The organism is Lentzea kristufekii (assembly GCF_033949925.1).
Taxonomy (GTDB): domain Bacteria; phylum Actinomycetota; class Actinomycetes; order Mycobacteriales; family Pseudonocardiaceae; genus Lentzea; species Lentzea kristufekii.
In genome coordinates this window covers 95,161-116,920 of the sequence record NZ_JAXAVV010000016.1, presented here as the reverse complement: position 1 = coordinate 116,920, position 21,760 = coordinate 95,161, and the positions used below count along the sequence as shown (strand labels likewise).

18 protein-coding genes are annotated in these 21,760 nt (G+C 69.1%); 6 read left to right on the top strand and 12 right to left on the bottom strand.

Annotated elements, in window-relative coordinates; all coding sequences use genetic code 11:
* Window positions 1-325 precede the first annotated feature (325 nt).
* Together SK571_RS29725 and SK571_RS29720 are read left to right on the top strand one after the other, a co-directional pair.
* The gene (locus SK571_RS29725) at window positions 326-1,996 is read left to right on the top strand and encodes a hypothetical protein (RefSeq protein WP_319987385.1); all 1,671 of its coding nucleotides are present in this window, start codon (window positions 326-328) and stop codon (window positions 1,994-1,996) included.
* The gene (locus SK571_RS29720; protein ID WP_319987384.1) at window positions 1,993-2,316 is read left to right on the top strand and encodes a hypothetical protein; all 324 of its coding nucleotides are present in this window, start codon (window positions 1,993-1,995) and stop codon (window positions 2,314-2,316) included. The genes SK571_RS29725 and SK571_RS29720 overlap by 4 nt, the downstream gene beginning before the upstream one ends.
* Window positions 2,317-2,320: 4 nt before the next feature.
* Here SK571_RS29720 and prmC read toward each other — a convergent pair whose 3' ends face one another.
* The 5 genes from prmC to rpmE all read right to left on the bottom strand — a co-directional run bounded on the left by prmC (window position 2,321) and on the right by rpmE (window position 7,194).
* Window positions 2,321-3,187, bottom strand: coding sequence for a peptide chain release factor N(5)-glutamine methyltransferase (gene prmC / locus SK571_RS29715; RefSeq protein WP_319987383.1), 867 nt, complete (start codon window positions 3,185-3,187; stop codon window positions 2,321-2,323).
* 20 nt (window positions 3,188-3,207) lie between these two features.
* Window positions 3,208-4,593, bottom strand: a complete 1,386-nt coding sequence (gene lpdA / locus SK571_RS29710) for a dihydrolipoyl dehydrogenase (protein WP_319987382.1) — start codon at window positions 4,591-4,593, stop codon at window positions 3,208-3,210.
* A gap of 11 nt (window positions 4,594-4,604) precedes the next feature.
* A complete protein-coding gene (locus tag SK571_RS29705) occupies window positions 4,605-5,813 on the bottom strand; it encodes an acyl-CoA thioesterase/bile acid-CoA:amino acid N-acyltransferase family protein (protein ID WP_319987381.1) in 1,209 nt (402 codons plus the stop codon).
* Between the two features lie 22 nt (window positions 5,814-5,835).
* A complete protein-coding gene (gene prfA / locus SK571_RS29700) occupies window positions 5,836-6,900 on the bottom strand; it encodes a peptide chain release factor 1 (protein WP_319987380.1) in 1,065 nt (354 codons plus the stop codon).
* 84 nt (window positions 6,901-6,984) lie between these two features.
* A complete protein-coding gene (gene rpmE, locus SK571_RS29695) occupies window positions 6,985-7,194 on the bottom strand; it encodes a 50S ribosomal protein L31 (RefSeq protein WP_258952610.1) in 210 nt (69 codons plus the stop codon).
* A 243-nt stretch (window positions 7,195-7,437) separates the two neighbouring features.
* On the opposite strand from rpmE, the gene SK571_RS29690 reads away from it, so the two are divergent.
* Complete coding sequence (locus tag SK571_RS29690) at window positions 7,438-7,824, top strand: hypothetical protein (protein ID WP_319987379.1); 387 nt, start codon at window positions 7,438-7,440, stop codon at window positions 7,822-7,824.
* Between the two features lie 86 nt (window positions 7,825-7,910).
* On the opposite strand, the gene rho is transcribed toward SK571_RS29690, so the two are convergent.
* From rho to argS, 6 genes are all read right to left on the bottom strand, one after another.
* Complete coding sequence (gene rho / locus SK571_RS29685) at window positions 7,911-9,941, bottom strand: transcription termination factor Rho (RefSeq protein WP_319987378.1); 2,031 nt, start codon at window positions 9,939-9,941, stop codon at window positions 7,911-7,913.
* Between the two features lie 319 nt (window positions 9,942-10,260).
* Entirely contained in the window at window positions 10,261-11,115 is an 855-nt protein-coding gene (thrB, locus tag SK571_RS29680) for a homoserine kinase (RefSeq protein WP_319987377.1), read from the bottom strand.
* Window positions 11,112-12,164, bottom strand: coding sequence for a threonine synthase (thrC, locus tag SK571_RS29675; RefSeq protein ID WP_319987376.1), 1,053 nt, complete (start codon window positions 12,162-12,164; stop codon window positions 11,112-11,114). Before thrC ends, thrB begins: the two co-directional genes overlap by 4 nt.
* A gap of 11 nt (window positions 12,165-12,175) precedes the next feature.
* Entirely contained in the window at window positions 12,176-13,477 is a 1,302-nt protein-coding gene (locus SK571_RS29670; protein ID WP_319987375.1) for a homoserine dehydrogenase, read from the bottom strand.
* Entirely contained in the window at window positions 13,474-14,892 is a 1,419-nt protein-coding gene (gene lysA, locus SK571_RS29665; RefSeq protein WP_319987374.1) for a diaminopimelate decarboxylase, read from the bottom strand. The genes SK571_RS29670 and lysA overlap by 4 nt, the downstream gene beginning before the upstream one ends.
* Window positions 14,892-16,520 carry an arginine--tRNA ligase gene (gene argS, locus SK571_RS29660; RefSeq protein ID WP_319987373.1) on the bottom strand — a complete coding sequence of 543 codons (1,629 nt, stop codon included), beginning with the start codon at window positions 16,518-16,520 and terminating at the stop codon, window positions 14,892-14,894. The genes lysA and argS overlap by 1 nt, the downstream gene beginning before the upstream one ends.
* Before the next feature lie 169 nt (window positions 16,521-16,689).
* On the opposite strand from argS, the gene SK571_RS29655 reads away from it, so the two are divergent.
* The 3 genes from SK571_RS29655 to SK571_RS29645 all read left to right on the top strand — a co-directional run bounded on the left by SK571_RS29655 (window position 16,690) and on the right by SK571_RS29645 (window position 20,272).
* Window positions 16,690-17,517 carry a DUF3105 domain-containing protein gene (locus SK571_RS29655; protein WP_319987469.1) on the top strand — a complete coding sequence of 276 codons (828 nt, stop codon included), beginning with the start codon at window positions 16,690-16,692 and terminating at the stop codon, window positions 17,515-17,517.
* On the top strand, window positions 17,517-18,212 hold the full coding sequence (locus SK571_RS29650) for a DUF305 domain-containing protein (RefSeq protein ID WP_319987372.1): 696 nt from the start codon (window positions 17,517-17,519) through the stop codon (window positions 18,210-18,212). The genes SK571_RS29655 and SK571_RS29650 overlap by 1 nt, the downstream gene beginning before the upstream one ends.
* 185 nt (window positions 18,213-18,397) lie before the next feature.
* Window positions 18,398-20,272 carry an acyl-CoA dehydrogenase family protein gene (locus tag SK571_RS29645; protein ID WP_319987371.1) on the top strand — a complete coding sequence of 625 codons (1,875 nt, stop codon included), beginning with the start codon at window positions 18,398-18,400 and terminating at the stop codon, window positions 20,270-20,272.
* Window positions 20,273-20,492: 220 nt separating this feature from the next.
* Here SK571_RS29645 and SK571_RS29640 read toward each other — a convergent pair whose 3' ends face one another.
* Window positions 20,493-21,662 (bottom strand): ROK family transcriptional regulator, encoded by a 1,170-nt coding sequence (locus tag SK571_RS29640; protein WP_319987370.1) that lies wholly within the window; start codon window positions 21,660-21,662, stop codon window positions 20,493-20,495.
* Window positions 21,663-21,760: the final 98 nt, after the last annotated feature.

The following is a 21,760-nucleotide window of genomic DNA, read 5'->3' as shown; positions in this document are numbered from 1 at the left end:
CGTGTTATTGGCCAGGATTTGGCCACTCCCACGACGTGCGAGGGCTCGTCGTCCTCGCGGGCGGCGCCGGGAGCAACCGATCGGTGGCGCGTCCGGCAAGCGCGTCAGTTGCCCTCGTTCGGCGCATTGACAATGCCTATTTCCGCCATCTTCACCCCATTCCGATCAGGACCGACTATTGTTCCACCAGCAGTGTTCAATTACGTGTTGCTGTTGTCTCACCATGTCCCTGACCAGCACAAACACAGAGTGCTCGATTCAATGACAGAAAGTGGACAGGACAATGTCAACTCCCGCGCCGGCGACGGGAAACGATTCTCCGAAGTTGCGCGACGACACCACCCGCTTCCTCTGCGGAGCCGCTCACCGCGACGAGGAGTTCGCGGATTCCGCCATTCGCGAGTACCTGGTGGAGGCCACTCGGTCGATTCCGCGCTCGCCCGGCGTCAACTCCGGCGCGGTGTTGCGGGAGGCGGTGGCGGCGCGCACGCGGCGCAAGGTGCGCGACGGGGTGCTGCTGGTGCTGGCGCTGGTGGCGCTGTTCGCCGCGAGCGGGACGGTGCTCGTGCTGTGGCTGGTGGTCGCCTCGATCGCGGCGCTCGGGACCGGGGCGCGAGTGGCGTTCGCGCGGTCGCGACGGGTCGTCATGCAGCGGGGGCCGGCCGTGCTCGGCGCGATCGCCAGCGCGATCGCGCTCTTCTTCGTGCTGTACAAGTTCATCGAAGAGCTCGACGACTCCACCTCGTACTGCAGGCCCAGGTACGAGGAGTGCGGGCCGGAGAGCAGCGACGGCGCGCTCGCGGTTTTGATCATCGCGATCGTGCTGATCTTCGCGGTGCTGTTCGCGGATCGGGTCGTGACGTGGCTGCTGGTCACGAAGAGCTTCCGGCGCGCCGGGTTCCGCACCAGCAAGGGCGAGCGGGAGCTGTGGCGAAACGAGTGGGCGTTCCGGGGGCTTGGGCACGCGAGCTACGCCGAAGCGCTCGCGCTCTACCCGATCGAGGAGAACGACGAGCCTGACGACGCGGACGGCGCGCAGGTGATCGTCTACCACGGCTATCGGCCGTTCGTCGGCTCCGGCGCGATGTTCGAACCGTGGTCCATGGCGCTGCCCCTCAAGCCCGCCGAGGGGAAGCTCGACGCTCCGCTGCCCGGATTCGCCCTGGCGGAGCTGTACGAACGCATCACGAGCGAGCTGGTCAAGACGGGCCGTTCGCCGTCGCTCTCGCCGGGTCATCGGCTGCGCAACCTCAAGACCGGTGACCGCGTCGTCATTTCCTCGGTCGAGCTGATCGACCACATCGACGACGCCGAAGCGCGGATCGTGTTGCCCGACAAGGACCATTCACCGAAGGACACCGTCAGCCAGTCCGTTGTGGACGATCTGATCACCAGGCCGATGGAGTGGATGCGCTACTTCCGCTCGTTCCAGGTCGAGACGTGGGACCGCGACGTCGTGATCTCCGCGTACCTGACGTTCGGGCTCGACGACGAGATGCTCTACGTCGAGTGGACGCCGTGCATCCTGCACCCGATCAACGCCGAGCACCGGAAGATCGACGTGCTGCCGGAGCAGTCGCTGCGGCCGTTCGTCGAGGCGATCGTGGACCTGCTGAAGTTCCCGGCCTCGATACCGAAGCGGTTCACCTCGGCGGTCGGCTGGATGAACCCCATCCCCCAGGCCGACGGCACGTACGTCGCGGAACGCTACGGCGCCAGCAACAGCCTGCGCGAACTCGCGAGCAGGAGCCAGGTCGACAACTACTTCCAGCTCACCGACGTCGAGCGCTACATCAAGGTGCTGGAGTCACGGCTGCTGCGCACGCTCGGCGAGTTCCTGGAGAGCAAGGGCATCTCGGTCACCGAGTTCATGGAACAGGCCATGCAGGTGACGAGCAACAACGTGCACATCACCGGCCCGGTGATCTCCAGCAACATCGGCACGTCGGGCAAGGCACGCACGGGCAAGGCGAACGTCGGCAAGGGAACCTCATGAACGAACGCAACTTCGAGATCCAGGGACCGGTGATCGGCAGCAACGTCGGGACCAGCGGACGTGCCAGGACCGGGGACGTCCACATCGGACACATCAAGGACGTGAGCACCGTGCTGCGGCTGCTCGACGAACTGCGCGAGGACCTGAACGAGGCCCAGGCGCCCACGTCCACGATCGAGGCGGTGGACGACCTCCGCGCCGAAGCCCGCAAACCCAAGCCCAGCAGGGACGTCGCGGACCACCTGATGGACAAGCTGTCGGACCGCGGCCTGGGCGAGCAGGTGAAGGACCTCTCGAAGGCCTTCGACGCCCTCTTCTGACCGGTTACCCGACCTTGCGGGCGGTCGCGAACCGCGGCCGCCCGGCGAGGTCGGCGTGATCGGTCACGTCCGTGAGCACCCGGCGCGCGGCCAGCAGCGCCGGCACGGACTCGCCCTGCGTGTCGTCGTGCTCGATCCCGACGGACCCACCGGGCTTCAGCCACCGCGCGGCAGCCCGCACGACGTGCCGGATCACGTCCAGCCCGTCGGCACCCGAGAACACCGCGTGGTGCGGGTCGTGCACCCCCACCTCGGGCTGCACCGGAGTTCCTTCCGGCACGTAGGGCGGGTTGCACACCACGAGATCCACCAGACCGTCCAGGTCGGACAGCAGCGACGGATCGGTGGCGTCACCCGAGTGCAGCCGGATCGGCGTGTCCCCGGCCGCCACCCGCGCGTCGGCGTTGCGCCGCGTCCACGACAGCGCCTGCGGGTCGATCTCCACCGCGTGCACCACCGCGTCCGGGCGGGCGGCCGCGATGAACAACGCCAGCGCGCCCGTTCCCGTGCAGAGGTCCACGACCACCGGCGCGGAAACACCGGCGAGCGCCTTCAGGCCCCACTCCATCAGCAGTTCGGTCTCGGGCCGCGGCACGAACACCCCCGGCCCGACCTCGACCGAGATGGTGCCCATGGGCGCCCAGCCGAGGATGTGCTGCAACGGAATGCGCGAGGCGCGGACCCTGACGAGCTTGTGCAGCTGGTCGATCACCGACGGATCGACCAGCGGGATGAGCGGCAACCGCCCGCGCTCGACCCCGAGCACGTGCGCGGCCAGGTACTCCGCGTCGACGCGCGGACTGTCCACACCCGCTTCGGCGAGAATCTTGGCCGCCTCGGAGACGGCGAGGCGGAGCGGTTGCCGGTTCATCATCAGATGAGAAAACTACCTCAGAAGTTGATCATGTGCCCGGCCAGGCCGTGCACCGCTTCCTTGACGGCCTCGGACAGCGTCGGGTGCGCGTGGACGTTGCGCGCGACCTCGTGGACGGTGAGGTCCCACTGCTGCGCCAGCGTGAGCTCGGGCAGCAGCTCGGTCGCCTCGGGGCCGATGATGTGGCCGCCGAGCAGCTCGCCGTGCTTGCCGTCGCTGATCAGCTTCACGAACCCGCCGGGCTCGGCCAGGCCGTGCGCCTTGCCGTTCGCGGTGAACGGGAACTTCGAGACCTGGACGTCGAAGCCCTTCTCGCGCGCCTGCTTCTCCGTGTAGCCGAACGAGGCGATCTGCGGCTGGCAGAACGTCGCCCGCGGGATCATCACGTAGTCGAGCTCCATCGTCTCGGCACCCGCGATGGTCTCCGAGGCGATGATGCCCATGGACTCGGCGGTGTGCGCGAGCATCAGCTTCGCGGTGACGTCGCCGATGGCGAAGATGTGCGGCACGTTGGTGCGGCCACGGCCGTCGATGTCGATCGCGCCGCGCTCGGTCAGCTTCACGCCGGTCTTCTCGAGGCCGTAGCCCTCGACGCGCGGCACGAACCCGATGGCCTGCATGACCTTGTCGGCCTCGAGGACTTCCTCGGCGCCGTTCTTCGACACGGTGACGCGGACCTTGGGGCCGGACTCGTCGATCGACTCGACGCGGGTGCCGAGGCGCACGTCGACGCCCAGCTTCTTGTAGCGCTTGAAGAGCTCGGCGGACACCTCTTCGTCCTCGAGCGGCACCATGCGGTCGAGGAACTCGACGATGGTGACCTTCACGCCGTAGTTGTGCATGACGTAGGCGAACTCGACGCCGATCGCGCCCGCACCGGCGATGATGATCGACTCGGGCAGGTCCTCGGTCATGATCTGCTCTTCGTAGGTCACGACGCGGTCGGACTTCTGCGTGTTGGGCAGCATCCGGGTCGTGGCGCCCACGGCGATGATCGCGTGGCCGAACGTGATCGTCTCGTCCCCGACGGTCAGCGTGTGGTCGTCGGTGAAGTTGGCCCACCCGTTGTACTCGGTGATGCCGTTCTTCTTCATGAGGAAGTGCACGCCCTTGACGCGCCCGTCGGCGACCTTGCGGCTGCGCTGCCACGCCGCGCTGTAGTCGAAGCTGACGGTGCCCTCGACCTTGATGCCGAACGTCTTCTGCTCGTGCGTGAAGAGGTGCGCGAGCTCAGCGTTGCGCAGGAGAGCCTTCGACGGGATGCAGCCCACGTTCAGGCAGACACCGCCCCAGTACTTCTCCTCCACGATGGCGGTCTTCAGCCCGAGCTGAGCCGCACGGATCGCGGCGACGTACCCGCCGGGACCCGCACCCACGACGACGACATCAAAGTGTGCGCTCATAAGCACACAACCTAGCTCCCGAGCTGCTCCCGCAAGAACTCAACCGTCCGTTTCCAGGCGTTCGCGCGAGCACGTGCGGTGGCCTGCGGAACACCACCACCCGAGAAGGTGACACCGGGCCCCGGATAGGTCACGTCGGTGGCCGGCCGGTGCGGCGGGCCCGCGATCAGGTGTCCTGCCTCGGGATACACGACGTGCTCGTACGGGAACGGGTGCTCGTGGTCCTTCAGCCGCCTCATCGCGACGTCGCTCAGCTCGGCCGACGGCCACCCGTCGTCCTGTCCGGACGAGATGAGCAACACACCCCCGGCGATGTTCTCGACAGGGATCTCGGTGTCCTCGGGAATGCCGTCGCTCATGTCGAACGCGAGCCGCAGCGGCACCGGTTCGTCGTTCACGATCTTCGCGCGCAGCTCGTCGCCCACGTAGTACGGCAGGTACGGCAGCGGCTCGCCCTTCCACGTCCACGACGCCGCCTCGTGCTGGAGCTTCTGCAGCAGGTTCGCGCCCGGCCCGACCGCCTGCGTCACGACACCACTGCCGACGACGCTGACCACCGCGCTGACCTGGGAGAACCGGGACCCGACGAGCAATGCCAGCTCACCACCGCGCGAGCCGCCGACGACACCGATCTCGCCAGCGCGTTCGGACAGGTACTCGATCGCCTTGCCGAAGTACTCCAGCGGAACGTCCTCGAGGTGCTCGGGCAGCCCGTCCACGCCGAAGTAGCCGAGCGCGAACGTGACGAACCCGTGCGCGGCCAGCAGCGCCGCGTCAGTCTCCTGAAGACCGCCCTCGGACCCTCCGAGCACGATGACGCCCGGCAGGTCGCCTCCGTCGTCCTCAGGGGCGAACAGCGTGCCGGCCAGCCCGTGCTCCCGGACCTCCAGCCGCTCGACGCCCTCGGGCACGGACTGCCGTTCGAGCACTCGGTCCCCCACGCCCTCGACCGAGAGGACGGTGGGGCCGGACTTGCCGCCGGTGCGTTCCAGCGACCAGAACAGCCCCATCGGGTCAACGCCGCGATAGCTGCCCTCGGTCGGCGCGTGCCGCGTGAGGTCTACGACGCCACGGTCGTCAGCCTCGAACACGGCACGGGAGGCGCGATCACCCGTGGACAGCTGCACGGTGATCGACTGGCCGGGTTTCAGCCCGGCGACGATCACGTCGACCTGTCGGTCGAGGGGCGCTGTCTGCGGACTAACCAGGATCTCGGCCACAACGCGCCCCTCTCACGTCGGATTACCCGCCTGCGAGCCGTTCTGCCCGGTCAGCGGCGGCGAGTGCGTCCACCACCGCGTCCAGGTCACCGTCGAGCACCTGGTCCAGGTTATGCGCTTTGTACCCAACCCGGTGATCGGAGATGCGTGATTCGGGGAAGTTGTAGGTCCTCACCCGTTCACTGCGGTCGACGGTGCGGATCTGGGTGCGGCGCGCGTCCGACTGCTCCTGCGCCTTCTGCTCCTCGGCGAGGGCGATCAGGCGGCTCTGCAGCACCTGCATGGCGCGAGCCTTGTTCTGCAGCTGGCTGCGCTCGTTCTGGCAGGACGTGACGATGCCGGTGGGCAGGTGCGTGATGCGCACCGCGGAGTCGGTGGTGTTGACCGACTGGCCACCCTTGCCGGACGACCGGTACACGTCGATCCGCAGGTCCTTCTCGTCGATCTCGACCGCGGCGGTCTCCTCGGTCTCCGGGAAGACGAGGACACCGGCGGCCGACGTGTGGATGCGCCCCTGCGACTCGGTGACGGGCACGCGCTGCACGCGGTGCACGCCGCCCTCCCACTTCAGCCGGCTCCACACCCCGTCCGGTACCGCGGTCTTGGCCTTGATGGAGACGGTGACGTCCTTGAACCCGCCGAGGTCGGAGTCGGTGCCGTCGAGCATCTCGACCTTCCACCCCTGCCGCTCGGCGTACCGCGTGTACATGCGCAGCAGGTCCCCGGCGAACAGCGCGGACTCCTCGCCGCCCTCGCCGGACTTGATCTCCAGCAGCACGTCGTCCCCGTCGTGCGGGTCACGCGGCAGCAGCAGTTCGTTGAGCTTCTCCTCCAGCTTGGGGAGCTGCTCCTCGATCTGCACGACCTCTTCCTGGAACGACCGGTCCTCGGCGGCGAGCTCCTTGGCCGCCTCCAGGTCGTTCCTGGCCTGCTCGATCTCCCGTGCCGTCTTCACGACGGGACCGAGCGCGGCGTACCGCTTGCCGAGCTTGCGCGCCCCCACCTGGTCAGCGTGCACGGAGGGATCGGCGAGCTTCTTCTCCAGCTCGTCGTACTCGGCGAGCAAGCTGTCCAGCGACTGCGACACGTCTCCTGCTTTCGTAGTGTTCCCCGGAAACGGCGACGGCGCCCGCCCCGGCCAGAAGGCCGAGGTCAGGCGCCGTGAAAGCAGCTACTTGTTGCGCTTGCCGTAACGCGCCTCGAAGCGCGCCACGCGACCACCGGTGTCCAGGATGCGCTGCTTGCCCGTGTAGAACGGGTGGCAGTTGGAGCACATTTCGACGCGAACCTCGGCAGCCGAGGTGCTGCGCGTCATGAACGTGTTCCCGCAGCTGCAGGTCACTTCGGTGGGGGTGTACTCGGGGTGGATGCCAGTCTTCAAGATCTTGTCCCTTTCAAGGATGGCCGCCGGGTCCCAGTAGGTGAACGGGTGAACCGGAGCCGGACTCGACCGTTTAGTTTGCCAGACCGTGCAACACCGGCAAAAACGCGGTTGTTCCCGAGGCTGATCAGTGCCTTAAGTCACAACCGCTTAACCTCTGTGATACGCCGTTCGGCGCAAGGTGTCGCCGTTCGACCAGATACGGCTCCGTGTTGTTGGACGGTGTCCATCAGACTGTGTGCCGTGTTCTGCACCGCAGAGCGGCCCATGAACCAGCACATGTGGCTGGCAGTGCCGTTTCTCTTCTCCGCCGCCGTGTTCGGCCTGATGGGGTCGGCAGGGCTGCTCACCGCTTCCTGGACCACGGTGCCGCTGTCACCGGTCGTGTCGGGAGCCGGGGTGGCCGTGGCCGCCGCCGTCTCCGGCGGGGTGCGGTGGAGGCGGGGGTGGCAGCGTGCCTGGCTGCGGTGGCCCTACCTGGCCGCGGTGCTGGTGCTGGGAGTCGTGGTGGGCGCGGTGGAGGTACCCGTGCTGGCCGCGACGGTGGTGGGGATGCCGGTGCTGCTGGCGCTGGTGTTCCAGCTGCTGGTGCAGAACGACGAGAACCGCCAGGCCGCCGGCTGCCGCTGAGGCCGGCGCGGCATTCGAGTGAAGAGCGATGAAAAAGCCCCCGCTGACCTGCAGCGGGGGCTTTTTCACGTGAAACTCACACGGCGTCAGTCCTGCTCGGCACCGGGCGTCGTCTTCGCGACCTGCATCAGGAACTCGATGTTGGTGCGCGACTTCCGCAGCCGGTCCAGCAGCAGGTCGATCGCCTGCTGACCGTCGAGCGCGTGGAGCACCCGGCGCAGCTTGTGCGTGACGGCCATCTCATCCGGCGAGAGCAGCAGCTCTTCCTTGCGGGTGCCCGACGAGTCGACGTCCACGGCCGGGAACGTCCGCTTGTCCGCGATCTTCCGGTCGAGCTTGAGCTCGGCGTTGCCCGTGCCCTTGAACTCTTCGAAGATCACCGAGTCACCGGCGGAGCCGGTCTCGACCAGCGCCGTGGCGATGACGGTCAGCGAACCGCCGCCCTCGATGTTGCGAGCAGCACCGAGGAAGCGCTTCGGCGGGTACAGCGCGGTCGAGTCGACACCACCGGACAGGATGCGGCCGGAGGCCGGTGCCGCCAGGTTGTACGCACGACCCAGACGCGTGATCGAGTCGAGCAGCACGACGACGTCGTGGCCCATCTCGACCAGGCGCTTCGCCCGCTCGATCGCGAGCTCGGAGATGGTCGTGTGGTCCGACGGCGGCCGGTCGAAGGTGGAGGCGATGACCTCACCCTTCACCGAGCGCTGCATGTCGGTGACCTCTTCCGGACGCTCGTCCACCAGCACCACCATGAGGTGGCACTCGGGGTTGTTCGTCGTGATCGCGTTCGCGATCGACTGCAGCACCGAGGTCTTGCCGGCCTTCGGAGGCGACACGACCAGGGCGCGCTGGCCCTTGCCGATCGGCATCACGAGGTCGATGACACGGGTCGTGAGGATGTGCGGCTCGGTCTCCAGGCGCAGACGCTCGTTCGGGTAGAGCGGCGTCAGCTTGGTGAAGTCCGGGCGGTTGCGCGCCTCTTCCGGGTCCAGGCCGTTGATCTTGTCGACGCGGACCAGCGGGTTGAACTTCTGGCGCTGCTGCTCGCCGTCGCGCGGCTGGCGGACGGCGCCGGTGAGGGCGTCACCGCGGCGCAGGCCGTACTTGCGCACGAGCGAGAGCGAGACGTAGACGTCGTTCGAGCCGGCCAGGTAGCCGGAGGTGCGGACGAACGCGTAGTTCTCCAGCACGTCCAGGATGCCCGCGACCGGGAGCAGGACGTCGTCGTCGCGGACCTCGGTCTCGCGGTCCACGCGACCGCCGCCACCCTGGTCGTCGCCACGGCCACCGCGACGGCGGCGGTCGCGGAAGCGGCCACGACGACCACCGTCGTCGTCACCGTCGGGCTGGCCGCCACCCTGGCGGTCGCCACCGCGGTCACCGCGGTCGGAACGCTCGCCGCGGTCGCGGTTGCGGTCACGGCCGCCGCGCTCGTTGCGGTCGCCACGGTCGGAACGCTCGTTGCGCTCGCCGCGGTCCTGACGCTCGCCACGCTCCTGGCGCTCGCCCCGGTCCTGGCGCTCGCCGCGCTCGGGGCGCTCAGCGCGCTCCGGCCGGTCGGTCCGCTCAGGACGGTCGGTGCGCTCAGGACGCTCGGTGCGCTGCTGCTCCTGCTGCGGCTGGCCATCGCCCTCGGCGTTGCCGCCACCACGGCCGGAACGGCGGCGACGGTTTCCACGGCGCCCCCCGTCCTCGGACGAGCGGGAGTCGTCAGACGCGCCGGACTCGGCGGCAGCGGGCTTCTCCGCTACCTCGAGCTGCTGCTGAACAGGCTTCTCGACCACCTTTGCGGCGGGCTTCTCAGCGGGCTTCTCGGCGGGCGCCTCGGCCTTCGCGGCGACCTTCTCGGTCTTCGCGGGCTTCTCGGCTTTCGCCGGGGCTCCGGAGCCCTGCTTCTCCTTGATGGCCGCGATCAGGTCGCCCTTGCGCAGGCCTGCGGTTCCGGTGATGCCCATTTGGCCGGCGAGCTCGCGCAACTCAGCGAGCACCATGCCGGACAGACCCGCGCGGCGGCGCGGCGTCGTGCCGTTCGATGGGGTGGACAGAGCGTTCTCCTCGGCTCCAGAACCAGCGGCAGCTGCGACTTCGCTGCTCAGCAAATCGGTGTTGGTCACACAAGTCCTTCCTGACCAGGCCCCGCCTCCTACGCGGCCCAGCGGACCCGCCTTCCCACTTCAGCGGGGAACGGCGGTCAAGTCCGATGAAGACGGAAGCACGACGGCTTCCCTCAAGCACGGGACTTTTCTCAGATCACACGGCGATCGGGTGCCTCTTTGCGTCCGCCCCGCCCGCACGGCACAGAGCCGGAACACAAAAGGATTGCGACCCGGAACGAATGTCCGAGCGCGACACCGGCGCCCGTGCGCGCAGTGACTGATCGCCCCCGAGGGTAGACGCCGGTCCCCCGCCATGCAACAACCGGGGTCGGGCGTGTCAGTCCAATGGACGAACGCGCACGCCGGCGGCGTCGACGTCGAGTCTGCGCACGTCGAAGCCGTGCGTGTCGACCTCGGCCGGAAGATCACCGAAGGCGATCACGGTGGGTCCCGCTCCGCTCACGCAGGCGGGAACTCCCAGCTTGCGAAGATCGTTGATCACCCGAACGGTGTCCGGCCATGCGGGCTCGCGGTAGTTCTGGTGGAGTCGATCCTCAGTGGCCGCAAGGAGAACCGTCGGATCGGACGTCAGCGCGTGCACCGCGAGGGCAGCCCGTCCGGCGGCGTGCGCGGCGTCCGCGTGCGGTACTTCGGCGGGGAGCAGGCCGCGCGTGGTCTTGGTGGACGACTCCTGCGACGGGATCAGGACGACCGGGCGCACTCGTGCGTCCGCGTCCATCCGGACAGCGCGGTACCGCTCTCCTTCGGACCACGCGACGACGACCCCGCCGAACAGGGAGGCGGCCGCGTTGTCCGCGTGCCCCTCGAACTCGGCGGCGATTTGCAACGCGCCCGTGTCCAACTCGCGACCCAGCAGGGTGAACCCGGCTACGACACCCGCCACGATCGCGGCGGCCGACGAGCCCAGCCCCCGTGCGTGCGGGATGGTGTTGCGGCACCTCAGGGCCAGGCCACCGGTGTAGCCGGTGGCGCGGACGGCCCGCACGACGAGGTGGGTCTCGTCGAGCGGGACATCGCCTGATCCGGCACCGTCCACGGTGATCGAGAGGCCGTCGACGCCTTCGCCGCCGGCCACCTCGACGTCGTCGTACATGCCGAGCGCCATGCCCAGCGCGTCGAACCCCGAACCGAGGTTCGCGGTCGACGCGGGGACGGAGACGAGGAACTTCACGCCAGCTCCAGCGCGTGCGCGACGGCGCCGGGGTCGACCGGGACGGGCTCGACCTCGGTGGTGCCGAGCAGCGCCGTGTCGGGGTCCTTCAGACCGTGACCCGTGACGGTGCACACAACGGTGGAGCCCTTCGGCAGCCTGCCGTCCTCGGCGGTCTTCAGCAGACCGGCGATGGACGCGGCCGACGCGGGCTCGACGAAGATGCCCTCGGACGACGCCAGCAGCCGGTACGCGCTGAGGATCTGCTCGTCGGTGACGGCGTCGATCAGGCCGCCGGAGGAGTCCCGGGCGTTGACCGCGCCCGTCCACGACGCCGGCGAACCGATGCGGATCGCGGTCGCGATGGTCTCCGGGTTCGCCACCGGCTGACCGCTGACCAGCGGAGCGGCGCCCGCGGCCTGGAAGCCGAACATGCGGGGCAGGCCCTGGTCGTACGACGTGTAGCCCTTCCAGTACGCGGTGATGTTGCCCGCGTTGCCGACCGGCAGGCAGTGCACGTCCGGCGCCTGGCCGAGCACGTCGCAGACCTCCCACGCGGCGGTCTGCTGGCCGACGAGGCGCACCGGGTTGACCGAGTTCACCAGCGTGACCGGGTACTCGGCCGCGGTCTTCGACGCCAGCTCCAGGCAGTCGTCGAAGTTGCCGTCGATCTGCAGGATCTTCGCGCCGTGCATGACGGCCTGCGCCAGCTTGCCCATCGCGATCTTGCCGCTGGGCACCAGCACGGCCGCCGTCAGGCCCGCCTTGGCCGCGTAGGCCGCGGCGGACGCCGACGTGTTGCCGGTGGAGGCGCAGATGACCGCCTTCAGACCGGAGGCGAGCGCGTACGTCATGGCCACGGTCATGCCGCGGTCCTTGAACGAGCCGGTCGGGTTCGCGCCCTCGACCTTGACCCAGACGTCGGACCCGGTGGCGGCGGAGAGGCGCTTGGCGTGCACCAGCGGCGTGCCGCCCTCGTGCAGCGTCACGACCTCGGCGCCCGCGGGGATCTCGATGCGGTCCCGGTAGGCGTTGATGAGACCGGGCCAGCCTGCTCTCGCAGTGCTCATTCCTTCTGGACTCACTCTTCGCCCTCCACCCTCATGACGCTGACGACGTCCCGCACCACGGGGAGGCCACCGATCTTGTCCACAGTGGACCGCAGCGCGGCGTCGGTCGCCGCGTGCGTGACGATCACCAGGCTGGCGTCCTCGACGCGGCCTTCCTGGCGCACCGCGGCGATGCTCACGTCGTGCTCGGCGAACACGGCGGCGACCTGCGAGAGGACACCGGGCTTGTCCGCCACGTCGAGGCTGATGTGGTAGCGGGTGGGCGTGTTCCCCATGGGCTGCGCGGTGAGCGCGGCGTAGGCGGACTCGCGCGGGCCGTGCCCGCTCGCGACCATGTTGCGCGCCACGGCGACCAGGTCGCCGACGACCGCGCTCGCCGTGGGGGCGCCACCGGCACCCTGCCCGTAGAACATCATCTCCCCCGCCGCGTCGGCCTCGACGAACACCGCGTTGAACGCGCCGTTGACGCTCGCCAGCGGATGCGTCCTGGGGATCATCGCCGGGTGCACTCGAACGGCGACTGATTCCTGACCGGACGGGCTGGTCACGCGCTCGCAGATCGCGAGCAGCTTCACCGTGCGGCCAAGCCCCTTGGCCGCCGCGATGTCCGCCGCGGACACCGCGCGGATGCCCTCGCGGTAGACGTCCGACGCCGTCACGCGCGTGTGGAACGCGAGCGATGCGAGGATCGCGGCCTTCGACGCGGCGTCGAACCCGTCGACGTCCGCCGTCGGGTCGGCCTCGGCGTAACCGAGGCGCGAGGCCTCTTCGAGCGTCTCGCTGTACCCGGCACCCGTGGCGTCCATCGCGGACAGGATGAAGTTCGTCGTGCCGTTCACGATGCCCATGACGCGCGTGATGCGGTCTCCCGCAAGGGATTCCCGCAACGGGCGCAGCAACGGGATCGCACCGGCGACGGCGGCCTCGAAGTAGAGGTCCGCGCCGGACGCGTCGGCTGCCTCGAACAGGTCGGGGCCGTGCTCGGCCAGCAGCGCCTTGTTCGCCGTGACGACGGACTTGCCGCGCCGCAACGCCTCCAGCAGCAGGCCGCGCGTCGGGTCGATGCCGCCGATGACCTCGACGATCACGTCCACGTCGTCCGACTTCACGAGCGCTTCGGCGTCCGTGGTGAGCAGGTGCTCCGGTACTTCACGGTGTTTGTTCGGCCTGCGCACGGCGATGCCGGCGAGCTCAACCGGCGCGCCGATGCGCTGGGTGAGGTCCTCGGCCTGGTCCGTCAGCAGCCGGACTACCTCCGTGCCCACCGTGCCACATCCCAGCAAGGCGACCCGAATCGGTTTCACGGCTTTCATACCTCCAGACGGAACAGATCGTCCTCGGTCTCACGACGCAGCAGCAGCCGCGCCTCTCCATCGGTCACCGCGGCGAGCGCGGGCCGTGGAAGTCGGTTGTACCCGCTCGCCATCGAGTAGCAGTAGGCCCCTGTGGCGGCGATCGCCACCAGATCACCCGGTGCCAGGTCGTCGGGCAGCCAGCAGTCGCGCACCACGATGTCACCGGATTCGCAGTGCTTGCCCACCACACGACACAGCACCGCCCTCGACTCGGGCTCGGAGGCGCGCGAAACGAGCTTGCAGTCGTAGACCGCGTCGTACAGGGCAGTGCGGATGTTGTCGCTCATGCCGCCGTCGACGCTGACGTACCGGCGCCGCGCGCCACCGTCGAGCTCGATGTCCTTGATCGTGCCGACCTCGTACACGGTGACCGTGCCGGGACCGACGATCGCGCGGCCGGGCTCCACCGCGATGCGAGGCATCTCCAAGCCGTTGTGCTCGCACTCCTTCTGCACGATGTTGTGCAGCTGCCGCGCGAGCTCCGCGGGCGGGGGCGGGTCGTCGTCCGGCGTGTAGGCGATGCCGAGACCGCCACCGAGGTCGACGACGTTCAACGACGGGACGTCGCCGTGCTCGGCGCGGATCTCCGCGAGCAGGCCGATCACGCGGCGCGCGGCGACCTCGAAGCCGGACGCGTCGAAGATCTGCGAGCCGATGTGGCTGTGCAGGCCGACGAGTTCGAGCCCACCGGCCTTCAGCACGCGGCGCACCGCCTCGGCCGCGTCGCCGGAGGACAGCGAGAAGCCGAACTTCTGGTCCTCGTGCGCGGTCGCGATGAACTCGTGCGTGTGCGCCTCGACGCCGACCGTCACGCGGATCAGCACCTTCTGCACCACACCGCGGTCGCGCGCGATCTGGTCGAGGCGCGCGATCTCGTGGTACGAGTCGAGCACGATCCCGCCGACGCCGGCCTCGACGGCCGCGATCAGCTCGGGAACGCTCTTGTTGTTGCCGTGCAACGCGATGCGCTCGGCCGGGAAGTCCGCCCGCAGCGCGATGGCGAGCTCGCCGCCGCTGCAGACGTCGATGGAGAGGCCTTCCTCGGCCACCCACTTCGCGACCTGCACGCTCAGGAACGCCTTGGAGGCGTAGTGCACGAGCGTCGGGTCGCCGAACGCCTCGGCGTGCTCGCGGCAGCGCGCCCGGAAGTCCTGCTCGTCCATGACGAACAACGGGGTGCCGTACTGCTCGGCGAGCCCGCGCACGTCCACGCCCGCGAGCTCCACGACGCCCGCGTCGTTGCGCTTGGCGTTGCGCGGCCACACCGTCGGGTGCAGGTAGTCGAGCTGTTCGGCGTTGGAAGGGCGGTCGCCGGCGGTGGTGCCGGAGGCCATGACGTCGGCGTGCCGGGGTCCGGCCGGATGCGCGCGCATCACATGCGCTCCGGGGCGGTCACGCCGAGCAGGCCGAGGCCCGCGGCGAACACGCGCCTGGTCGCGTTGACGAGCTGAAGCCTGACCTGGTGCAACGGAGTCGTCTCCTCATCGCCGCGCGGAAGGACGCGGCAGTCCTGCTGGAAGCGGTGGTACGTGCCCGCGAGCTCTTCGAGGTAACGGGCGACGCGGTGCGGTTCGCGCAGCTCGGCGGCGGTGGCCACCACTCGCGGGAACTCGCCGATGGTGCGGATGAGGTCGCCTTCGCGCTCGTGGGTGAGCAGCGCGAAGTCCTCACCTGAGGTGATGCCGAGATCAGCGGCGTTGCGCAGGATCGACGACGTGCGCGCATGGGCGTACTGCACGTAGTAGACCGGGTTCTCGTTGCTGTGTTTGCGCAGCAGGTCGAGGTCGATGTCGAGGCTGGAGTCGACCGACGAGCGGATCATGGCGTAGCGGGCGGCGTCCACGCCGACGACGTCGACCAGGTCCTCCATCGTGATGACGGTGCCCGCGCGCTTGCTCATCCGGACGGGCTGGCCGTCGCTGACGAGGTTCACGAGCTGGCCGATCAGCACCTCGACGCTGTCCGGGTCGTCGCCCAGGGCGGCGGCCGCGGCCTTGAGGCGCGCGATGTAGCCGTGGTGGTCCGCGCCGAGCATGTAGATGCACAGGTCGAAGCCACGGCCACGCTTGTCGACGAGGTAGGCGATGTCGCCCGCGATGTACGCCGGGTTTCCGTCGCTCTTGATGACGACCCGGTCCTTGTCGTCACCGAAGTCCGTGGACCGCAGCCACCAGGCGCCGTCCTTCTCGTACAGCGAGCCGTTCGCCTTCAGCTTGGCGATCGCCTCGTCCACGCGGCCGCTCTGGTGCAGCGAGTCCTCGTGGAAGTAGACGTCGAAGTCGGTGCCGAAGTCGTGCAGGCTGCTCTTGATCTCCTCGAACATCAGCCCGACGCCGACCTTGCGCACCGTCTCCGGGTCGTTCAACGCACCCGGCTCGCGGCGCAGCACCTCGGCGGCGATGTCGCTGACGTACGTGCCCGCGTAGCCGTCCTCGGGGGCGGGCTCGCCCTTCGCGGCGGCGATCAGCGACCGGACGAACCTGTCGATCTGCGCGCCGGCGTCGTTGAAGTAGTACTCGCGGGTGACCTCGGCGCCGCGCGCCTGCAGCACCCTGCCCAGCGCGTCACCGACGGCCGCCCAGCGAGCGCCACCGAGGTGGATGGGACCGGTGGGGTTCGCGGAGACGAACTCCAGGTTGATCCGCTTGCCGCCGAGCTCGGCGCCGGTGCCGTACCCGGCCTCCAGGGCCGCACGAACGATCGCGCCCTGGGCCTCGGTGGCGATGGTGAGGTTCAGGAAGCCGGGACCCGCGACGTCGGCCTGGGCGATGGCGTCCTGGGCGAGCAGGGCCTCGGCGAGCCACGTCGCGAACTCGCGGGGCGCGACGCCCGCCTTCTTGGCGATCTGGAGCGCGACGTTCGTGGCGTAGTCCCCGTGCTCGGGGTTCCTGGGTCGCTCGACCGTCACCTGCTCGGGGAGCGCGGTGGTGTCCAGGCCTCGGTCGGCCAGCAACCGGGCGACCGTGGTCCGGACGAGATCGGCGAGCACTTCAGGAGTCACGCCCCGAGAGTCTAGAGAAGCGTTGTCGCAGGTCTCGACCGGGTTACCGGGTCTCGGAGGGTGAGACGGCAAGTGTTAACGCGCACGTGGTATCGCACTGCGCTGACAGTGATCAGACACGATGTCCCTACACTGGCGCCGGTTGACCAGGACGACATCTGAGGCGGACATGACCAGCGGCAAGAAGACGAAGGCCACACGCAACAGCGTGGCCGCAGCCCGTTCCTCGGTGGTGGCGAGCAAGCCGAAGCCGTGGGGCACGATCATCGCGGTGATCGCGGTGCTGGGCCTCGCGGGCGGTGTTTTCGGGTATGCGTACTCGCAGATCCACGCGAACAACGTCAAAGAGGCCGCCCTGGCCAAGTGGAAGCCCTCGGACACGAACAAGGACCCGTCGACCGCGCTCGCGGGCATCGTGATCAAGGAGTACAAGGGCTCCCGCCACGTCGAGCCGACCCAGCGCGTCGCGTACGACCAGACTCCGGCCTTCGGTGGCCCGCACGACGCCCAGTGGGCCGACTGCACCGGCGTCGTCTACGACAAGGCCGTGCGCACGGAGAACATGGTCCACGGCCTGGAGCACGGCGCCGTGTGGATCGCGTACAACCCCGACCAGGTCAAGGACGACGCGCTCACCAAGCTGAAGACCAAGGTCGAGGGCATCCCGTACATGATGCTGTCGCCGTTCCCCGGCCTCGACAAGCCGGTCTCGCTGCAGTCCTGGGGCCACCAGCTGAAGGTCGACAACGCCGACGACGAGCGCGTCGACCAGTTCATCTCCTCGCTGCTGCGCAACCCGAACGTCTACCCCGAGGTCGGCGCGTCCTGCGAGAACACGGCGTTCCTGTCGAACCCGGCCCCGTTCGTGGCCGAGAAGCCGGGCGCCGACGCCGTGCCGATGGACGGCGGCAAGGACGACTCCGTGACCGAGGGCCAGCCGCAGAACCCCAGCACGCCGCCCGCGTCGGGCTCCGCCTCGACGCCGCCGTCGAGCTGATGACGGTTCCCGAAACCGACGAGGCGTCCGGCCGCCCCTCCGGGGTGGTCCGGGCCCTCGTCATCGGCGCAGCGGTCCTCGCCGTGCTCCTGCTCGGCGCGGCGGTGGGCCTGCTCGTGAAGCTCCCCGGCTCCACCTCGTCCTCCGCGGCCCCGGCCTCCGGTTCCGTGGACGTCGGCTTCTGCCAGGACATGGCCATGCACCACCTGCAGGGCATCCAGATGGCGAACATCGCCAGGGACCGCTCGACGGACCCGGAGATCCGCCAGCTCGCCTTCGACATCTCCTCCACCCAGCTCGAACAGGTGGGGCGGATGAAGGGCTGGCTGATGATGTGGAACGAGCACGAGCAGAACATCTCGGGCGTCTACATGAAGTGGATGGACGCCGCCGGCGTCCACGGCCACGGCGCCACCACGCCCGAGGCGGGCAAGCCGCTGATGCCCGGCATGGCCACGACCGACGAGCTGACCAAGCTGCGCACGGTGACCGCCGGCCGCGAGTTCGACGTGTACTGGCTGCAGTTGATGCTCCGCCACCACGTGGGCGGGGCGCCGATGGCCGAGTACGCCACGACCGCCGCCGGCCAGTCGGTCGTCCGGACGCTGGCCGACAACATGCTGAAGTCGCAGTCCGCCGAGACCGAGCTGATGAAGGACTACCTGGCGAAGCGCGGAGCCGCCCCGCTGCCGTAGCCCGGTGTCGCCGTTCAGTTTTTGAGGGCCGTCCCCAGAGTTGTGGGGGCGGCCCTTTGGCTTGCCCGCGGCAGAGACGGGCGGGACTCCAACGCAAGCCGACCACTCCCGTGCACGTGCCCTCACCCCATGGACATCCGCCTACCTCTGAGTAACGTAGGTCACACCCCTACTCGGAGGTAACCATGACCGTCGACGAGCGCGCGGCCAGGCAGGTCGCCGAACAAGCACGGGAAACCCGCTGGCAGCGACCGAGTTTCGGCAAGGAGCTCTTCCTCGGTCACTTCCGCATCGACCTCATCCACCCGCATCCGAGTGGCACCGCCGAGGACCGCGAACGCGGCGAGGCCTTCCTCGAGAAGCTCCGGAAGTTCACCGAGTCGCACATCGACAACGCCGTCATCGAACGCGACGCGCAGATCCCCGACGACGTCCTGAAGGGCCTCAAGGACCTCGGCGCGTTCGGCATGAAGATCAAGCCCGAGTACGGCGGCATCGGCCTCACGCAGGTCTACTACAACAAGGCCCTCATGCTGGTGGGCAGCGCCAGCCCCGCGCTCGGCGCCATGCTCTCCGCCCACCAGTCCATCGGCGTCCCGCAACCCGTCGCGATGTTCGGCAGCCCCGAGCAGAAGCAGGAGTTCCTGCCCAGGTGCGCCAAGGGCGAGATCACCGCGTTCCTGCTCACCGAACCGGACGTCGGCAGCGACCCGGCGCGGCTCGGCACCATCGCCACGCCGGACGGCGACGACTACGTCCTCGACGGCGTGAAGCTCTGGACCACCAACGGTGTCGTGGCCGACCTCCTCGTCGTCATGGCCCAGGTCCCGGACAAGGGCATCACGGCGTTCGTCGTGGAAGCGGATGCCGAGGGCATCACCGTCGAGAACCGCAACGCGTTCATGGGCCTGAGGGGCCTGGAGAACGGCGTGACGCGGTTCCACCAGGTCCGCGTGCCCAAGAAGAACGTCATCGGCAGGGAAGGCGCCGGGCTCAAGATCGCTCTGGCCACCCTCAACACGGGCCGCCTCAGCCTGCCGGCCCTCTGCGCGGGCAGTGCCAAGTGGTGCCTCAAGATCGCGCGCGAATGGTCGGGCGCACGCATCCAGTGGGGTCTGCCGGTCGGCAAGCACGAGGCCGTCGCCGGCAAGATCGCCTACATCGCCGCCACGGCCTACGCGCTGGAAGCCGTCCTGGACCTCAGTTCCGAGCTCGCGGACGCCGGCAGCCACGACATCCGCATCGAGGCCGCCCTCGCGAAGCTCTACGCGTCCGAGAAGGCCTGGCTGGTGGCCGACGAACTGGTCCAGATCCGCGGCGGGCGGGGGTACGAGACGGCGGAAAGCCAGGCAGCGCGCGGAGAACGCGGCATCGCGGCCGAGCAGGTCCTGCGGGACCTCCGCATCAACCGGATCTTCGAGGGCTCGACGGAGATCATGCACCTGCTGATCGCCCGCGAGGCGGTGGACGCGCACCTCAGCGTCGCCGGCGACATCATCGACCCCGACGCCGACCGCCAGGCCAAGATGAAGGCCGCGGCCAAGGCCGGCGGGTTCTACGCGAAGTGGCTGCCCACGCTCGTCGTCGGCAAGGGCCAGACCCCGGCCGGCTACACGGAGTTCGGGCCGCTCGCGAAGCACCTGCGGTTCGTCGAACGGTCGGCGCGCAAGCTCGCGCGGCAGACGTTCTACGCCATGTCGCGGTGGCAGGGGAAGATGGAGCGCAAGCAGCGGTTCCTGAGCCGGATCGTGGACATCGGGGCCGAGCTGTTCGCGATCAGCGCCGTGTGCGTGCGGGCCGCGCAGGACAAGAACCCCAACGCCCAGGCGCTCGCGGACGCGTTCGCCAAGCAGGCGCGGATCCGGGTCGACGAGCTGTTCGAGAAGCTCTGGAAGAACACCGACGACAGCGACCAGGTGCTCGCGAAGCAGGTCCTCGACGGCAACTACGCCTGGCTCGAGGAGGGCGTGGTCGACTCGTCGATCCCAGGCGGCTGGATCGCGGACTCCACGCACCACGAGTCGACGGCGGACAACGTCCACCGGCCGACACCTCGATAGCCCGTTGGCTGCACTGGGCAGGCTGATGGTGGTGCGGGCGCGGCACCTGCCCAGTGCACGGCCGGTAGGGGGCTACGTCCCCCGCATCCCCCTACCGACTCCCCTTGCAACGGAAGGACACAACCCTCCAGGTGGAGGTTCCGGTAACGCTAAGCCACAAAACGCCGTTAACAGTTACGACAATTGAGTGAACTACCAGGTGAGGGGTACTCAACTACACTCAGAGAGTAACTTCGAAGACCAATTCTCGGGCGGCTTCGAGGCCCATCGCGATGGCCCCGGAGAGCACCGCGCCGTCACCGAGCGAGCCCGCCACGATCCGGGGCGCCAGCGGTGTCATCGTGCGCAGCGAAGCTTCCAGCGGCTCCAGCAGCAAGTCGACGTTCGACCCGACGCCACCACCCAGAACGACCAGTTCCGGGTCGATCACCGCGGTGACTGCGGCCACGAGGAACGCGAGCCGTTCCGCTTCCAGCCGCACGATCCGCAGAGCCTGGGCATCGCCTTTCCGCGCGAGTCCGAACACCTCACGGGCCGTGCGCGCCGTCAGTCCCCGCTCCCGTGCCAGTGCCACAACGGATCCCGCCGACGCCGCGTCCTCGAACTGTCCACGCCGGACGTCCGAAGCGGACTTCCCGTACGGCAGGAAACCGACCTCGCCGGCCGCCCCGTGCGCACCGCGGAACAGCGTGCCGTCCACGACGATGCCCATGCCGACGCCGGTGCCGACCGTCGCGCACACGAACACGCGCGCGTCCCGCGCAGCCCCGTAGACGTGCTCGCCCAGGGCGGCCAGGTTCGCGTCGTTCTCCACGACCACCACCGGCCCGAGCGCCGACTCCAGGCCGTCCAGGACACCGTTCGCCTCCCAGCCGGGCAGTTGCGGCGCGTGCCGCACGACCCGTGACCGCTGATCGATCACCCCGGGGCTGCCGATCACCTTCACCACGACGTCCGTGAGAGCGATCCCAGCATCGGCCACCGTCCGCTCGGCCAGGCCGGTCACCGTGCGCACCACGGCGGCGGCCGAGCGGCTGCGGTTCCGTTCGTCCACGCGGGCCACGACGGCCCCGGCCAGATCGGCCAGCGCCACCCGGACCCGTTCCCGGCCGATGTCGACGCCCAGCACGTACCCGGCGGTGGCGTTCGGCTCGTAGACCACGGCCGACCGGCCGGGACCCGACGTCGTGCGGCCGGTGGGGCGCACCAGGCCGTGGCGTTCGAGGTCGGCCAGCGCCTGTCCGACCGTCGGCTTGGACAGGCCGGTGTCCTTGGCGATCTGCGGACGGGTGGCCGCACCCGAACGGCGCAGCCGGTCGAGCACAGCGCGTTGGTTGAGCACGCGCATGCCCGCCGGTGTACCCACCTCTGGCGGCTTGCGGTCGCTCACCTGCCGATTCTAGATCTTGATCGACTCGTGTCGCGCGCAACTGTTGAGAAGACAGGTTGCGCGACAATTCCCGTCCGCTCCCTTGACAACGATGTCAC

Coding starts and splice junctions, on each gene's coding strand:
- SK571_RS29720 (WP_319987384.1), top strand. CDS start 1,993: ATGAACGAACGCAACTTCGAGATCCAGGGACCGGTGATCGGCAGCAAC.
- prmC (WP_319987383.1), bottom strand. CDS start 3,187: ATGAACCGGCAACCGCTCCGCCTCGCCGTCTCCGAGGCGGCCAAGATT.
- lpdA (WP_319987382.1), bottom strand. CDS start 4,593: ATGAGCGCACACTTTGATGTCGTCGTCGTGGGTGCGGGTCCCGGCGGG.
- thrC (WP_319987376.1), bottom strand. CDS start 12,164: ATGAGCACTGCGAGAGCAGGCTGGCCCGGTCTCATCAACGCCTACCGG.
- SK571_RS29670 (WP_319987375.1), bottom strand. CDS start 13,477: ATGAAAGCCGTGAAACCGATTCGGGTCGCCTTGCTGGGATGTGGCACG.
- lysA (WP_319987374.1), bottom strand. CDS start 14,892: ATGCGCGCGCATCCGGCCGGACCCCGGCACGCCGACGTCATGGCCTCC.
- SK571_RS29655 (WP_319987469.1), top strand. CDS start 16,690: ATGACCAGCGGCAAGAAGACGAAGGCCACACGCAACAGCGTGGCCGCA.
- SK571_RS29650 (WP_319987372.1), top strand. CDS start 17,517: ATGACGGTTCCCGAAACCGACGAGGCGTCCGGCCGCCCCTCCGGGGTG.
- SK571_RS29645 (WP_319987371.1), top strand. CDS start 18,398: ATGACCGTCGACGAGCGCGCGGCCAGGCAGGTCGCCGAACAAGCACGG.